The organism is Kocuria sp. CPCC 205260 (assembly GCF_040981045.1).
In the GTDB taxonomy this organism is placed as follows: Bacteria; Actinomycetota; Actinomycetes; order Actinomycetales; family Micrococcaceae; genus Kocuria; species Kocuria palustris.
Map to the genome: position 1 here is coordinate 484,558 of NZ_JAVKPT010000001.1, position 15,212 is coordinate 499,769.

Annotated in this window: 17 protein-coding genes; all 17 read right to left on the reverse strand. The window is 71.7% G+C overall.

Annotated features, from left to right (window positions below; translation table 11 throughout):
* Positions 1 to 19: 19 nt before the first annotated feature.
* The gene (locus RF645_RS02150) at positions 20 to 1,564 is read right to left on the reverse strand and encodes a YifB family Mg chelatase-like AAA ATPase (protein ID WP_058871211.1); all 1,545 of its coding nucleotides are present in this window, start codon (positions 1,562 to 1,564) and stop codon (positions 20 to 22) included.
* Positions 1,565 to 1,850: 286 nt separating this feature from the next.
* Positions 1,851 to 2,246, reverse strand: a complete 396-nt coding sequence (locus tag RF645_RS02155; protein ID WP_006215092.1) for a YraN family protein — start codon at positions 2,244 to 2,246, stop codon at positions 1,851 to 1,853.
* Positions 2,247 to 2,336: 90 nt separating this feature from the next.
* Positions 2,337 to 3,017 (reverse strand): ribonuclease HII, encoded by a 681-nt coding sequence (locus RF645_RS02160; protein ID WP_058871481.1) that lies wholly within the window; start codon positions 3,015 to 3,017, stop codon positions 2,337 to 2,339.
* Complete coding sequence (gene lepB, locus RF645_RS02165; protein WP_268142886.1) at positions 3,014 to 3,883, reverse strand: signal peptidase I; 870 nt, start codon at positions 3,881 to 3,883, stop codon at positions 3,014 to 3,016. Before lepB (RF645_RS02165) ends, RF645_RS02160 begins: the two co-directional genes overlap by 4 nt.
* A complete protein-coding gene (gene lepB, locus RF645_RS02170) occupies positions 3,883 to 4,584 on the reverse strand; it encodes a signal peptidase I (protein ID WP_053447196.1) in 702 nt (233 codons plus the stop codon). Before lepB (RF645_RS02170) ends, lepB (RF645_RS02165) begins: the two co-directional genes overlap by 1 nt.
* Positions 4,585 to 4,645: 61 nt before the next feature.
* Positions 4,646 to 5,344 carry a signal peptidase I gene (gene lepB, locus RF645_RS02175; RefSeq protein WP_006215088.1) on the reverse strand — a complete coding sequence of 233 codons (699 nt, stop codon included), beginning with the start codon at positions 5,342 to 5,344 and terminating at the stop codon, positions 4,646 to 4,648.
* 60 nt (positions 5,345 to 5,404) lie between these two features.
* Positions 5,405 to 5,746 carry a 50S ribosomal protein L19 gene (rplS, locus tag RF645_RS02180; RefSeq protein WP_006215087.1) on the reverse strand — a complete coding sequence of 114 codons (342 nt, stop codon included), beginning with the start codon at positions 5,744 to 5,746 and terminating at the stop codon, positions 5,405 to 5,407.
* 249 nt (positions 5,747 to 5,995) lie between these two features.
* A complete protein-coding gene (gene trmD, locus RF645_RS02185; RefSeq protein WP_058871213.1) occupies positions 5,996 to 6,778 on the reverse strand; it encodes a tRNA (guanosine(37)-N1)-methyltransferase TrmD in 783 nt (260 codons plus the stop codon).
* Positions 6,775 to 7,446, reverse strand: coding sequence for a ribosome maturation factor RimM (rimM, locus tag RF645_RS02190; RefSeq protein ID WP_368818519.1), 672 nt, complete (start codon positions 7,444 to 7,446; stop codon positions 6,775 to 6,777). Before rimM ends, trmD begins: the two co-directional genes overlap by 4 nt.
* 157 nt (positions 7,447 to 7,603) lie before the next feature.
* Positions 7,604 to 7,846 carry an RNA-binding protein gene (locus RF645_RS02195; RefSeq protein ID WP_040561204.1) on the reverse strand — a complete coding sequence of 81 codons (243 nt, stop codon included), beginning with the start codon at positions 7,844 to 7,846 and terminating at the stop codon, positions 7,604 to 7,606.
* A gap of 2 nt (positions 7,847 to 7,848) precedes the next feature.
* On the reverse strand, positions 7,849 to 8,286 hold the full coding sequence (gene rpsP / locus RF645_RS02200) for a 30S ribosomal protein S16 (protein WP_368818520.1): 438 nt from the start codon (positions 8,284 to 8,286) through the stop codon (positions 7,849 to 7,851).
* Positions 8,287 to 8,502: 216 nt separating this feature from the next.
* Entirely contained in the window at positions 8,503 to 9,750 is a 1,248-nt protein-coding gene (locus RF645_RS02205) for an ABC transporter permease (RefSeq protein ID WP_368818521.1), read from the reverse strand.
* Positions 9,747 to 10,712, reverse strand: coding sequence for an ABC transporter ATP-binding protein (locus RF645_RS02210; protein WP_368818522.1), 966 nt, complete (start codon positions 10,710 to 10,712; stop codon positions 9,747 to 9,749). The genes RF645_RS02205 and RF645_RS02210 overlap by 4 nt, the downstream gene beginning before the upstream one ends.
* Before the next feature lie 178 nt (positions 10,713 to 10,890).
* Positions 10,891 to 11,676: a response regulator transcription factor gene (locus RF645_RS02215; protein ID WP_058871216.1), complete on the reverse strand. Its 786-nt coding sequence runs from the start codon at positions 11,674 to 11,676 to the stop codon at positions 10,891 to 10,893.
* Positions 11,677 to 11,689: 13 nt separating this feature from the next.
* Positions 11,690 to 13,159 (reverse strand): sensor histidine kinase, encoded by a 1,470-nt coding sequence (locus tag RF645_RS02220; protein WP_058871217.1) that lies wholly within the window; start codon positions 13,157 to 13,159, stop codon positions 11,690 to 11,692.
* Positions 13,160 to 13,227: 68 nt separating this feature from the next.
* Positions 13,228 to 14,625 carry a hypothetical protein gene (locus RF645_RS02225; RefSeq protein WP_368818523.1) on the reverse strand — a complete coding sequence of 466 codons (1,398 nt, stop codon included), beginning with the start codon at positions 14,623 to 14,625 and terminating at the stop codon, positions 13,228 to 13,230.
* An 82-nt stretch (positions 14,626 to 14,707) separates the two neighbouring features.
* Positions 14,708 to 15,190: an NUDIX hydrolase gene (locus RF645_RS02230; RefSeq protein ID WP_053447192.1), complete on the reverse strand. Its 483-nt coding sequence runs from the start codon at positions 15,188 to 15,190 to the stop codon at positions 14,708 to 14,710.
* Positions 15,191 to 15,212 lie beyond the last annotated feature (22 nt).

Genomic DNA, 15,212 nt, shown 5'->3' on the forward strand with positions numbered 1-15,212 from the left:
CGGTGCATGGAGGGGCGGTTCACGCCAGGGAGCTGGCGCGGAAGTGCAGGGCGGTGTCGACGTCGTCGGCGGTGGGGCCGTCGCGAGCCTCCAGGTCGGCCAGCGTCCAGGCCACGCGCAGCACCCGGTGCATGCCGCGGGCGGTCAGCGCACCGCGCTCCATCTCCCGCTCGAGACCCGCCATCACGGACGCGGCGCTGCGCAGGGGCCCGCTGAGCAGGGAGGACGTGAGCTCCGCATTGGTGCGCAGCCCGTGAGGTCGCAGCCGCTCGGCCTGGACGGCACGAGCTGCGGCCACTCGGCGCGCCACGTCTGCGCTGGACTCCCCCGTCTGCCCGGCCGTGAGCTCGGCATAGCTGAGCGCCGGAACCTGCAGCCGCAGATCCACCCGGTCCAGCAGCGGACCCGACAGCTTCCCGAAGTACGCCCGGCGCTGAGCCGGCGTGCACCGGCAGTCCTCGCCCTTGCCGCTCGAGCGTCCGCACGGACACGGGTTGGCCGCCAGGACGAGCTGGAAGCGCGCGGGATAGGTGGCGCTGGCGCTCGAGCGGTCGATCCGCACGTCACCGGTCTCCAGGGGCTGGCGCAGGGCGTCGAGCACGCCGCGGTCGAACTCGGGCGCCTCGTCCAGGAACAGCACCCCGCGATGCGCCCGGGACACCGCCCCGGGCCGGGGAATGCCAGAGCCTCCGCCCAGCAGTGCTGCGGCCGAGGTCGAGTGGTGCGGAGCCTCGAACGGCGGGCGGCGGATCAGCCGCCGCCTGGGCCCCACCAGCGTCTCCAGCGACCGCACGGCGGTCACCTCGGTGGCCGCCTCATCGTCCAGCTCCGGCAGGATGCTCGGCAGACGGGAGGCCAGCATGGACTTGCCCGCCCCCGGCGGTCCGGTCAGCAGCAGGTGCAGGGATCCGGCCGCTGCGATCTCCAGTGCCATGCGTGCTTCCGCCTGACCGGCCACATCGCACAGGTCGGGAAGCGGTGCCTCCTCCTCGTCTGCGACGCCGACCGAGGTGGCGGACTGGCTGGCTGGCCTGCGAAGCGGCCGCGGATCCGCGCCGAACTCGGCGGCGGCATCGGCCAGGCAGTCATAGGCGCGCACCTGGGCCCCGGTCACGAGCGCGGCCTCCTCCGCGTTGGCCGTGGCGACGACGATCCGGTCATAGCCGGCGCGCACCGCTGCCAGCACGGCGGGAAGCACCCCGCGCACGGGTCGCAGCGCTCCGTCCAGGGAGACCTCCGCCAGGTAGACCACACCGGGCGGGGCTGCGAGCTGTCCGTCGGCCTGCAGCGCGGCCATGGCGATCGCCAGGTCGAAGCCGCTGCCGCGCTTGGGCAGCGTGGCAGGGGAGAGGTTCACGGTGATGCGCCGCGGGCTCAGGGGGATCCCGGCATTCCGGGCGGCCGAGCGCACGCGGTCGCGGGATTCCTGGACCGAGGCATCTGGCAGTCCCAGGATGGTGAACGCCGGGATCTGCGAGCCGATGTCCGCCTCGACCTCCACGACCGTGCCCTCCAGCCCGATCAGCGCCACCGACAGGCTGCGCGCGTAGCCCGGACCGCTCATGCTGACCCCCTCCGATGCCCCGGACCTCCCGGGTGGCCTCAGGGTGGATCACTGACCGGCTCGTCGGATCTCTACCGAGCCGATGCAGGAGGGCTCGTCCCGGAGGCGGCAGAAGCAGCAGCCTGTGGAGCCGCGACGCCCGCGCGGTTCCACCTCCGGCATCCGGCCGGGTCTCCGGCCTCCGGTCGCCGGCATCCGGTGCCCGGCCGCGGCGGCGAGGCTCCTCCCCGGCTCGTCGCCGGCAGCTCGGGCTCCGCAGATGCTGGTCGCGCCCGAGTGCCGCGGCTCAGTGCAGCCCCGCGCGGTGCTCCAGCCGGACCCGCTCGTGTTCCGGGCCGCCGAGCAGCAGCACGGCGATCACATCCACTCGCCGAGCGGCCGTCCAGCCCCGCTCGCCCGCCCAGGCCGCAAGCAGAAGGTGCAGCCGCCGCAGCCTGATCTCATCGACCGCCTCGAACGGATGGCCGTAGTAGGTGCCGCGCCGCGTCTTGACCTCCACGCCCACGAGCACGGCCTCACACTGCACGATCAGGTCCAGCTCCCCGCGCACGCCGTGGTGCGTCGGCCGGGCACGCCAGTTGCGCTCCAGCACCTGGGCCCCGCGACGCACCAGGAAGGCCTCGGCCAGCCGCTCCCCCTGCTCCCCCAGCTGCAGCCTCGATCCGCTGCCCTCCTTCGGCATGAGCTCCCCCGTCCGTCGTCGTCCCTTGGGGCCCAGGATGACGACACCCGCACGGGCGGACCAGAGCCGCCCTGCGTCTGTGGACGAGGTTCAGCTCGGAAGACCGAGCTTCCAGCTGCGCCGGTGGTGCTCGGTGACCCCGCGCTCGAGCAGGGCCGCTCGGTGCGCGGCGGCGCCGTAGCCCTTGTTGCGCGCCCATCTGTAGGCCGGGTGCTCGGCATCCAGAGCCTGCATCAGGGCGTCCCGCTCGACCTTGGCCAGCACGGAGGCACCGGCGATCGAGGCGCAGGTCATATCGCCCTTGACCTGTGTGCGCACCGGACCGTCCCATGCAGGGGCCGCATCGGAGTCTGCGGCCAGCGCCAGCAGGTCGCTCGGCGGGCTGAGCCAGTCATGGGAGCCGTCGAGCAGCACAAGGTCCGGCTGCGCCGTCGGGTCCAGGTCCTCCAGCGCCCGTCGTCCGGCCAGGCGAAGAGCCCCGACGATCCCCAGCGCGTCGATCTCCGACGGCGAGGCCATGCCCACCGCCGAGCCGACGGCCCACGAGCGGATCTGCGGCACCAGCTCCTGGCGCACGGCCGGGCGCAGCAGCTTGGAGTCGCGCACGGCGCTCGGCGCCCCGGGCGTCGAAGCGGAGACGACCGCCACGCCGACGGCCACCGGACCGGCCAGCGCCCCGCGACCCACCTCGTCCATGCCCGCGATCCGTGCGCCGGCGGGAAGAGCCTCGAGCAGGGAGCGCTCGAGCTCGAGTGTGGGGGCCGCGCTCACCGCCACGGCGGCTGGGGGCCGAGAGCTGCGGCCCGGGACTCGTCGTAGACCCAGGTGCCGTCCGGCAGCGGCCCCATGCGATCCAGCGGCCAGCCGACGACGAACGCGGTTCCCTCGACCCGGTCGTGGCTCACGAAACCCTGATCGGTGTTGAGCACATCGCGGGAGTCGTGCGAGACGGAGCGGTAGTCGCCCAGCACGAAGTACTGATCATCCGGGACGATGACGTCGAACTCGATGTCGGAGGCGATCTCACCGGGGTGCAGGTAGGCCTCGGCCTCGTCGATCGGGACCTCGTTGACCATGATCCGCCCCTGGGCGTCGCAGCAGGAGACCCGGTCGCCGCCGACCCCGACCACCCGCTTGACGTCGTGGTCCAGCGAGCGATCTGGGGACAGCCCGAAGAAGGACAGGGTCTGCTGCACGGGATTGGCCTCGCGTCGGTCCACGGGGCTCGCCGGGTCGCCGTCGAGGCGCCGGAACACGATGACCTCACCGCGATCAGCACCGGAGACCGTCAGATCCAGCACGTTGGCGAACACCCGGTCCCCTGGCCGCAGCGTCGGCTCCATGGCCTCATCGGTGACCAGATATCCGCTGACCAGCACGTGCTGGGACACGAACGTCATCAGCAGGCCGGCCATCACCACAGTCGCGACATCGCGGGCCGACTGCATGCCGCGGCTGCGCTCGGGCTGCGACGCATCCGCGCCTCGCACGCGGCGACCGGTGCGCCTGCGGCGCATGGGCACGCCGTCCGAGCGCACCGCAGGAGCGTCCCTCAGGCCCTCCCACTGGGCGGGCGCCGAGACCTCCGCCTTCTCCTGCTCGGGAGGCGATGACTGCGACGACGGCGAGCCGGTCATCAGGACGGGTCGGGGACGTCGGCGAAGGTGTCGGAGGGGTTCGACAGCCAGGTCCACCGATCGATAGGCCACAGGATCGAGAAGGCCGAGCCCACCACGTCGTCGTGGCTGACGAACTCGGTGCCCTGCTCGATGTGGTACCGGGAATCGGCGGAGGCCGAGCGGTGATCGCCGAGCACGAAGTAGCTGTCCTCCGGGACGGTGACCTCGAACGGGATCTCCGAGGGCTCGTCCCCCTCGTACAGGTAGGGCTCGTCCAGCTCCTGCCCGTTGACCGTGATCCTGCCGTCCGCGGAGCAGCAGGTGACGGTGTCGCCCTCGGTGCCGATGACGCGCTTGATCAGGTACTGCTTGGAGCGATCGGGCGCCAGCCCCACGAACTCGAGGCCCTGGCGCACGGGGTTCGAGGAGGTCTCGGCGGCCGGCAGCCAGCCCTGGGTGTCCTCGAAGACGGCGATGTCCCCGCGCTCGAGCGGTCCCGCCCACGGCTCGGCGACGTTCACGCCGATCTTGTCCTGCAGCTGCAGCGTGTTCTCCATGGACCCGGAGGGGATGTAGAAGAGCCGGAACAGGAACGTCTTGAGCAGGAAGGAGATGATCAGGACCACCAGGATCGTGATCAGGATCTCCTTGAGCATGCCGCCCGACGATCCGCTCTTCTGCGCCTTCTCGGGGGTGCTCGACGCGGGCTGATCGCTCACAGGCAGTGCTTCCTTCCGGACAGGGGGCCGCAGCGCGGTTCGCCGCGCGTCGGTCGATGGATCAAGGGAGGTCCCGACCGGGCGGCCAGACGACGGCCACCGGTGTCCCGAGCACTCTATCCGCCCGGACCAGGCCTCCGCCCGGTGCGCCGAGCAGTGACCGGGAATCCACGGAGACCGATCGGTGATCGCCCAGCAGCCACAGGCGTCCGTCCGGCACGACGACCTCGAACTCGGTCTCGCTGGGGGCATCGCCCGGGAACAGGTAGGGCTCCTCGAGCGGCTCCCCGTTGACCGTGAGACGGCCGTCGGCAGCGCAGCAGGCCACGGTGTCGCCGGGCACCCCGATCACTCGCTTGACGAAGATGTCGTCCGTCGGTCGGATCCCCGCCCAGCTGGCCAGCCGCTGACCCGCCTCCACCAGGGGCGGGTCAGCGTCGACGGGGGCGAACGATCCGCGTCCGTCGAAGATCACGAGGTCCCCGCGCTGCAGCTGCGAGGCATCGACCATCTGATCGGAGAGGATCCGGTCCCCCGGCTCGATCGTGGGCTGCATGGACTGCGAGCCGACGTAGTAGATGTCGAGCACCCACGTGCGCACGCCGATCAGCACGACGAGCGCGGCGATCACCGCCACGAGCACCAGCCGCCAGCCGCGGCTCCAGCGCTCGAGCAGGGACGTCCGCTGCGGATCGGAAGGACCCTGAGACGACGAGGACCCGGCCGGAGCCGGGTCCTCGTGCGTGCTGCGCTCAGCCAATCGATCGGCTCCCCGCGACGGCCCCGCCCCGAGGGGCGCGGCATGCCATGGGGAGGGTGATCAACGCTTCTCGCGGATGCGAGCAGCCTTGCCGTGGCGATCGCGCATGTAGTACAGCTTGGCCCGGCGGACGTCGCCGCGGGTCAGGACCTCGATCTTGTCGATCACCGGCGAGTGCACCGGGAAGGTGCGCTCCACGCCGACGCCGAAGGAGACCTTGCGGACCGTGAAGGTCTCGCGGACGCCCTGGCCCTGACGGCCCACGACGAAGCCCTTGAACACCTGCACACGAGAGCGATTGCCCTCGATGATGTTGACGTGCACGTTCAGGGTGTCGCCCGGCCAGAACTCGGGGATGTCGCTGCGCAGCGACTTGGCATCGAGATCATCAAGGATGTTCATGGTGCTTCTCCTGGCGGACACCGCAGGTCGCCCGCGTGAGGTCTTCGGCACAGCGCTGGCCCTGGCGGATGTCCGTGGGCTTCGCGTGCCGCGAGTCGTGTGCTTGCCGCCGATCTCCATGGAGGAATCAGGCGGTGCGTGCGCTGTTGAGGTCGCTCTTCCCCCTGCGGCAGGGGCGTGCCCAGCGCACACGCGAGCGACCATTATGCCACAGCGGGCCGCCGAACTCACGCTGCGCGGCCCAGGGATTCACTGCGCGGCTCCCGGCTCCCAGCCCAGCTCCTGGAGCACCGCGCGGTCGTGCTTGTCGAGGGTCTCCGGGTCCAGCTGCTCGAGAAGGTCGGGACGCCGAGCGGCCGTGCGCCGCAGCTGCTCGTCCCGTCGCCAGCGCGAGATCTTGGCGTGATGGCCCGAGAGCAGGACCTCGGGGATGGGCCGATCCCGCCACAGGGCTGGCTTGGTGTAGACGGGGTACTCGAGCAGCCCGTCCGAGTGCGACTCCTCCACGAGGGACTCCGGGTTGCCGATCACCCCGGGCACCAGGCGGGCGATGGCCTCGACCATGGCCAGCACGGCGACCTCTCCCCCGTTCAGGACGTAGTCGCCCAGGGACATCGGCCGGACCTCGAAGCGCTCGTGCGCCCAGTCGAGCACGCGCTCGTCGATCCCCTCGTAGCGTCCGCACGCGAAGACCAGGTGCTCGCGTCCGGCCAGCTCGTAGGCGGTCGACTGTCGGAAGACCTCCCCCGCCGGAGACGGCACGACCAGAACGGGACGCGGCCGCTCGACCTCGCCCGCGTCCGATGACTCCAGGACGCCCTCGAGCGCGCGCGCCCACGGCTCGGGCTGCATGACCATGCCCGCCCCGCCGCCGTAGGGCGTGTCATCGACGGTGCGGTGCCGGTCGGTGGTGACCTCCCGCAGGTCGTTGACCGTCAGGTCCAGGAGGCCGTCGCGCCGGGCCTTGCCGATCAGCGACAGGTCGAGCGCGGCCAGGTACTCCGGGAAGATGCTGATGACGTCGAGCTTCACGAGCGCTGGCCCTGGGTCTGCCCGGGAAGCTCGACACCGCTGAGATCGGCCGGCTCGCCGGTCTCGGCAGCGCGTTCGGCGGCCTCGCCCTCGGTGCCCTGCGATGCCTCCAGATCCAGCAGACCGGGCGGCGGGTCGATGACCACGCGCGCCGCGTCGGGGTCGACCTCGAGCACGATCTGCTCCACGAAGGGCACCATGCCCTCCTGCCCGTCCGCCAGCTCGAGCTCGAGCAGGTCCTGGGCCGGCAGAGTCCGCAGCCCGGTGACCCTGCCGACCGCGGCGGGCTCGCGCCCCTCGGCCTCGGCGCGCTCCAGCTCGGCGGCCAGCACGACGTCCAGTCCGAGCAGCTCGTGCTCGTACCAGGCGTCGTCGTCCTGGTCGTCGTCCTCGGACTCGGCCCACAGGCGGGACTCGCGCAGCAGCTCCGCGGCATTGCGGTCCTTCACGGAGGTGAAGCCGAGCACCATGACCGACTTGTTCCACCGGGCCGAGGAGATCTCGAGGGTCCCGGTCGGCGCGAGTCGGGCCGCCTGGTCGGTGGCGGCCTCGAGCTGCAGGACGGCGCCGGGCGCGCAGCGCCCCTGGGGATCGTCGGTGAACAGCTGGACGGTGACTTCGCCGCGGATGCCGTGCGGCTTGCCGATGCGGGCGACCTGGACCTTCACGCAGTGCTCCTTGCGCACGGGATGCCCGTGCTGATGGTTCGTGGCCCCTCGCTGAGGAGGGGGGGCGGGATGACGACGGCCCCCGCGCCCTTGCGGGACACGGGGGCCGTGTTCGGTGCACGATCGCTCGTGCCGGATCCGTGCGGACCCTCTCGCCTCAGCGTCGGCGGTCAGTGTCGACCACGTCGACCCGCACTCCCTCGGACTCGGACAGGGCGCTGATCACGGTGCGCAGCGAAGCCGCCGTGCGGCCGTGGCGCCCGATCACGCGACCGAGGTCATCCGGATGCACGCGCACCTCGAGGGACTCGCCGCGTCGACCGTTCTTGGCGGTGACGTCGACGTCCTCGGGGTTGTCCACGATGCCGCGGACCAGGTGCTCCAACGCGTCGGCGAGCATGATCACTCGGCCTTCTCGGCCTCAGCCTCGGCGGTCTCAGCCGGAGCATCCTCGGACTCGGCGGAGTCCTCGATCTTCTCGGCCTTGGGGGTGATCGCCTCGGGGATGATCACGGAGCCCTTGTCCTCGGCCACGAAGGCGGCCTTGGACTCCGGCTGCTGCAAGGTGCCCTCGGCGCCCGGCAGGCCCTTGAACTTCTGCCAGTCGCCGGTCACCTTGAGCAGGGCCAGGACGGTCTCCGACGGCTGAGCGCCGACGCCGAGCCAGTACTGCACTCGCTCAGAGGTGATGCGGATGAGCGAGGGGTTCTCGGTCGGCTGGTAGATGCCGACCTCCTCGATCACGCGACCATCGCGCTTCTTGCGGGAATCCACGACGACCACGCGGTAGCGGGGATCGCGGATCTTGCCCATGCGCTTCAGACGAATCTTGACTGCCACTTGTGCAATCTCTCCTTGGTATTCAGGTACGGGTGCACCGGTCACGCTCCCGTGGGGCGGGCCGATCTTGAGGTGCACCCTGTGGACGCGAATCCGGGCGGAGAGAGGGTCCGCTCGTTTCGGGTACCCGGCTATTGTGCCAGATCTGTCAAGGCTGCAGGCGATGACGCCCCGGTACCCGGTGCGAGTCCGCTCACGCTTGCCGGAGGCGCCGTCTCAGTCCTCGAGCCGCATCGCCTGGCGCCAGGACAGCGAGCGCCCGCCCTGGAACACCGCGCGCTGGTAGACCCGCTCTCCGATCCGCAGCATGGCCCAGCCGAAGGCGCCGCACACGGCCAGGGCCGCGAAGGGCTCCCACACGGCCGCCTCGCCCTCCAGGAGGCGCACCGGCATGGCGATCGACGAGATGATCGGGACGTAGGAGGCGACCGTCAGCCAGGTGCCGGTGCCCATGAGCCCCGCCAACATGGCGACGACGAGCACTGTCATGATCGGCGTCATGGACGTGTTCAGGTCCTCGCTGCGCGAGGCCAGTGCGCCGAGGGCCGCCCAGATCGTCGCCTGCGCGGCGAAGCCCACGACGAAGAACGCGATGAACCAGCCGGAGGCCGACAGCGCCCAGCCGAGGTCGTCCGTGAGCCCGAGCAGCGAGGCCGTGAGGAGACCTGCGCCTGCGAACAGACCCATCTGCGCGAACGCCATCACGCAGTTGCCGAGCACCTTGCCGTAGAGGATCTGGCGCACCGGGATGGCCGTGGCCAGGATCTCGACCACGCGGTTCTGCTTCTCCTCCAGGACGGAGTTGGCGATCGCCGTCCCGAACATGATCGCCGCCATGTAGAACAGCATCGCGAAGACGTAGCGCAGCACGACCGAGGCCGCGGTATCCCTGCTGTCCGACCCCTCGCCTATCTGCTCGACCCGCACCTCGGAGCCCTGCGCGAGCTGATCCATCGAGGTGCCCGCGCTGGCCGCGTTCGCGGCGATGGTCGCGCTGGAGACCGACTGCGTCACGGCCTGCTCGAGGACCGGATTGAGGGAGCCGTCGCCGAGCAGCACCCACGAGCCGTCCTCGTGGACCAGAGCCGCGTCCACGTCGCCGTCGTCGAGCAGCTGCTCGGCCTCCTGACGCGTCGCCTTCCGCGGACTCGCCGAGTCGTCGTCCGACAGGCTGTCATCGACGGCCTCGACCATCTCGACCGAGCCGGCGCCCACCGCCGCGATCTCGTGCTCGCTGCCCGAATCCGTGCCGGAGAGCAGCGAGGAGGCGACGAGGCCCCCGACAATCAGCACGAGCGTGACCGCCGTGGAGATCAGCACGGAGCGGTTGCGGACCTTCACGGCCAGCTCCCGCATCATCACGGTCAGCCACGGACGCTCGACGGTGCGACCGGGGCCGCCGGCCTCCTCGGAAGCACCGGGTGCGGAGGCATCGGGTCCGTCGGATCGGGTCGCAGAGCTCATCGGGTCACCTCGCGGTAGATCTCGGACAGGGTGGGCGCCAGGTCGGTGAACTCCTGCAGGCCGCGGTCCAGCGCTCGGCGCAGCAGCTCGGCGCGTGCGGCGTCGTCGTCCAGGCGCACGACGGCCCGGCAGCCGTCGAGGTCCTCGACCTGCACGCCGCGGACATCGCGCACCCATCCGACGTCCTCGCTGCATCGCAGGCGATGTGACAGCGGGCGGGCGGCGCGCAGCTCGTCGGCGGTGCCGTGCTCCAGCACGCGGCCGCCGGAGAGGATCACCATGGAGTCGCACAGCCGGTCCACGAGGTCGAGCTGGTGGGAGGAGAAGAGGACGGGGACGCCGCGGGCCATGTGTTCGCGCAGCAGCTCGACCATCGAGTCCACGGCCACCGGGTCCAGCCCGGAGAAGGGCTCGTCGAGGATCAGGGCGGACGGGCTGTGCAGCAGGGAGGCCGCCACCTGGACGCGCTGCTGATTGCCGAGCGAGAGGGTCTCGAGCTTGTCCTTGGGCCGATCGGCCAGATCGAAGCGCTCGAGCAGGCGCTGGGCCTCGCGCAGAGCCTGGGCGCGCTCCATGCCGTGCAGCTGACCGAGGTAGCCGAGCTGGTCCAGGATCCCCTGCTTGGGATACAGCCCGCGCTCCTCCGGCATGTACCCGAACCCCGCGCGGTCGGCGGCGGTGATCGGGCGGCCGTCCCAGAGCACCTGCCCGGAATGGATCCGCAGCACGCCCATCATCATGCGCATGGTCGTGGTCTTCCCGGCGCCGTTGGCCCCGATGAACCCGGTCATGCCCCCGGGCTCCACGGTGAAGGAGACGTCGTCGACGGCGGTCTTCTCGCCGAACGTGCGGGTCAGGCCGCGGACCTCGAGCCGATGGCCCCGGCTGGGCGGCGAGTAGGTGGTGCTGCGGCTCGTGGCGCCGTCGGAGGGCGTCTCCTGCGCTGTCTGCGTGCTGCTCACGTGGGCTCCTGAGCTCTCGGCCTCAGCGCCGGGGCAGCTCCCCCAGCGCAACTGGGACCAGCCTAGGGACGGGCTTCGCCGCGGTCCTCCGCCGTGCGACGGAACCTCCGGGACAGCCCAGCGGCTGGGCATGGACGACGCCTCCGCCGCGAGGCGGAGCGGCCCGAGATCGTGCGCTTCAGGGCCCGACGACGCCGGCCCGGTGCGCCAGTACGACGGCCTGGACCCGATCGCGACTGCCGGTCTTGGCCAGCACGTTCGACACATGGGTCTTCACGGTGGCCGAGCCCACGAACAGGCGCTGGGCGATCTCGGCGTTGGACAGCCCCTCGGCCATGAGCCGAAGGATCTCGGACTCCCGCTCGGTCAGGCCCTCCAGCAGACGGCGATGCTCCTCGGACGGACGCCCCGGGCCCGATGCGCCGACTTCGGTGGTTGGGCCGGCGGAGGGATTGGTCGCGGTCGTCCCGGTCGTGCGCTGCGCAGCGGCTGCCGACGTCGGCGCGGCTGCGCCGTGGGGGGCGGAAGCGCCCGGACCCGCTGCGTCCGCGGCGACCCACCGCTGGATCACCCGCACCGTGGCCTCCGGAGCCAGCAGCGCGTGACCGTCGGCCACCGAGCGCACGGCGTCGACCAGATCATCCGGGTCGGCGTTCTTGAGCAGGAAGCCCGAAGCCCCGGCGCGCAGCGCCTCGAACAGGTAGTCCTCCCGGTCGAAGGTCGTGAGGATGATGACCTTGGCTCCGCCTGCGGCCACGATGCGCCGGGTGGCCTCGAGCCCGTCCATGTCCGGCATCTGCACGTCCATCAGCACGACGTCGACACCGCCCTGGGCGACCCTCTCCACGGCCTGGCGACCATCGGCGGCCTGGCCCACGACCTCGAGGTCGTCCTCGACGGAGAGCACCATGGCGAAGCCTGAGCGCACGAGAGCATGGTCATCGGCCAGCAGCACAGAGGTCATGGCTGTGATCCTCTCATTCCGAGTCGGGCGCCTCGGGACCGATCCTCTCGAGCGGGAACCTCGCCCGCACGCGCCAGCCGGGCCCCGGATCCCGGCTGCCGATCTCCGCTGTCCCGCCGTGGAGCTGGACCCGTTCGCGCAGTCCTCGCAGTCCGAAGCCGGTGCCGGCGCTGCCCGCACGGGGCCTTCCCCCGTCCAGCACCTCGAGCTCGATCGCCTGCGCTGCCCCGGAGCCATGGTCGTCCCGGCGGATGCTGCGGATCACGACCTCGGCGCTGGTGGCGGTGGAATGGCGCACCACGTTCGACATCGCCTCCTGGACGCAGCGGTACATGGACAGCGCGAGGGCCGGCGGCAGCTCAGCGGCCTCTGCACCGTCGACCCAGGTCACCGTCACCGACAGGCCGCGCTGGGCGTGCTCGCGTGCGAGCTGCTCGATCTCCTCCAGCCGGGGCCCGGGTCTCGTCGCCGGCGCCGTCTCCGCTCGCGGCTGTCCATCGGCGGCCTCCGCGTCCGAGTCCGCTCGCAGGACGCCCAGCAGCTGCCGGGTCTCGCTCACGGCCTGGCGGCTGGATCCCTCGATCGAGCGCAGCGCCTCGGCCGCCAGCTCGGAATCTCGGTGCAGGACCTTCCGGGCGGCCCCGGCCTGGATCCCGATGGCCGAGACGTGGTGGGCGATCACGTCGTGCAGCTCGCGGGCGATCCGCAGGCGCTCTTCGACGACCGCCTGCCGGGCCAGGCGCTGCGACTGGCTGCGCAGCTGCTCGGCCTGCGCGCGGTTCTGATGGTCCCGCAGCGCCGAGCGCCACGAGGTCCACCCCAGGAAGATCGTGATGCCGAAGCCCAGGATGTTGAGCAGGAAGGAGTAGGCCGAATAGGCGGACATGGGCTCGAAGGGCCCGGCCTGGGAGTCGAGCTCCTCGACCATCTCCGCGTACGAGCCCGTGATGGCCAGGTCGATGCCCACCCACAGCAGCAGAAGGACCAGGAACAGGGCCACGATGATGCGCACGACCTGCCGCAACGGCCCCCAGGCCACGAGCGTGTAGACCGCGACGTACAGCCCGAGCACCGTCCCAGACTGACCCGCCGCCATGGGTGTCAGGTAGTAGCCGATCACGTAGACCGCCGTGGAGACCACCATGACCGCAGCGGGCCAGCGGCGGCGCCCGGCCAGCGGCAGGATCTGCAGCGCGACCATGAGATAGCCCAGCCAGCGGGGCCGGTCCTCGCTCGTGCCGGCGAAGCTCTCGAGCAGGGCCAGGATGAGGGCGGCCACCGCGAACAGGGCCAGGGCCCCCAGGACATCGCGGCGCAGCCCCGTGGCACCGGGCCCGGGACGGCGCCAGTCCGGATCCGAGGGGTCGGAGAGGACCCCGATCAGGCGCTCGGCGGTCGTGGGCCGGGACTCGGGTCGCGGAGCCGTCCGGGCGGGAGCAGACGGGGCGACATCCTGGCGGGGGTCCTGGCTGAGCTGCGACACCCCAGCACGCTATCGCCTCCCGCGTCCTGGCGGATCCGTCGCGCGACGGATCCGCCGGCAGCGGCCGCTCAGTCGTGCGATCGGCCGGGCCGCCTGCCGTCTCGACGGCGGCGCTGCCTGCGAAGCACGGCGTAGAGCCCCGAAAGCGAGGCCGCATCCGTGAACGCGAGTCCGGACAGCGTGCCGAGCACCAGGCTGCCGCGTCCCCCGCGACGACCCAGGGCGGCGAGCCCGATGCCCACGGCGGTCTGCGCCCCGGCGGCGGCCAGCAGGATCTCCGGGCGCTCGGCCAGCCTGGCCTGCAGGCGGGAGAAGGTGCTGTCGTCCGTGGGCTCCATCCCCAGGCCCTGCATGACGGCCTCACGCATGCTGGTGGGCTCGAACCGCTCCAGGCCCTCGATCTCCGACAGCGGCTTCTGCCCCTCGACGATCTTGGCGGCCAGCACCGGCAGCTCGAGCAGCTGCAGCACGGACTCGAGGACCAGCGAGGAGGTCTCCCCGTCGACGTAGTTGCGCAGGCGCACGGTCTGCACCGGGTCCAGGTCGAAGACCGAGGCCACCGACTCGACGTGCATCTGGGTGGTCTCGCCATCGCACAGCTCGAGGACCTCGCGGGTCAGCCGTGCGGCGGGGGTTCCGTCGTCGTCGATCGAGACCGCAGACCAGGCCGGGCCCCAGGACAGCCCGCAGGCGGCTCGGTCGCCGGAGGACTCGGCCGAGATCCGAGTGGGGTCGGGCCGGGCAGTCTCCGGATGGCGGCCCACGCCGTCAGCGCCGTCGAGCAGGACCTCCAGGGAGCGGGCGGCGCCGTCCGAGGCCAGCGCCACGGCCGTGCCGGAGACTCCGGTGCGCAGAGCCCACCACGAGGCGTCGTCGTCGGGCACGAGCACGGACCAGCCGTCGCGGCTGACAGCCCGGAAGGCGGCGCCGGCGCTGCTGGCCAGCAGGGGCAGCTCGGGAGCATCCAGGTGCAGGATCAGCGCCCGCTGCAGGCGGGGGTGCTGCGGCTCGAGGGTCTGACCGGTGATGCGGTGGACGGAGGCGGCGATCTCCTCGACGCCCTGGCCCGGCACGACCGCTCCGTGCTCGCCCACGGTGGCCGTTCGGCCCTGGTCGTCGACGAGGACCGCGATCTGCAGGTAGTCGGAGCCCTCGGCGGCGGCGGCCACGGCGCGGTGGTGGCCCAGGACCTTGCGGATGCCCTGCGCGGTGGGCACGAAGCCCACGATCTCGGCGGCATCTGCGGTGTTCGGGCCCAGCAGGTCGGAGCCGTCGACGTCCGGCACGGAGCTGCGGCTGCTGATCCGCACCGCCAGAGGCAGCACCGACCAGCCGTCCAGGGCGGAGGTCTTGCGATCCACCGGGGATTCCGCGCGTCGGCGGCCGTGCCGGGCGCCGTCTGCTCCGCCTGCGCCGTCCGCGCCGGAGGACGACGGATGCTGGGGTCCGGAAGAGGGGGTGGTCATGCGCGCCATGCTACCCGCGGGCACTGGACGACCCCGGGGTGCGGGCAGCAGATTCCGCTGAGAGCCTGCGCCGGGGCGTCCTTCAGCCTCCGATCACGAACTCGGACACGCCGCCGGTCTCGAGCTGCTCGAGGCCGCTGAGGATCATCCGTCCCATGCGATCGCCCACGTACCCCAGGATCTCGCCGGGCTCCGCCCAGCGGTGGCTGTCCAGCTCCTCCTCCTGCAAGGTGATCTCGGTGTCCTCGGGGATCACGCCGCCGTCGTAGAGGAACGCGACCGAATCGCCCCAGATGCCGGCGGCGAGCCCGTGGGCCACCACGAGAAGCCGTCCCTCCGGCAGCTGCAGCCCGACCTCCTCGAGCACCTCGCGGAAGCATCCGGTGCGGGGATCCTCCCCGGCCTCGACCGTTCCGCCGGGCAGGGTCCAGCCGTCGCGGTAGTTCGGCTCGACGATCAGCACCCGGCCGTGCGGGTCGCGGATCAGCGCCGAGGACGCCAGGCGGCGGGTCGGCAGAGAGGCGATGAATTCCTTGAGCTCGTTCTCGGGGAGGTACGACGACATGGTGGCGCCTTTCGCTCAGCGG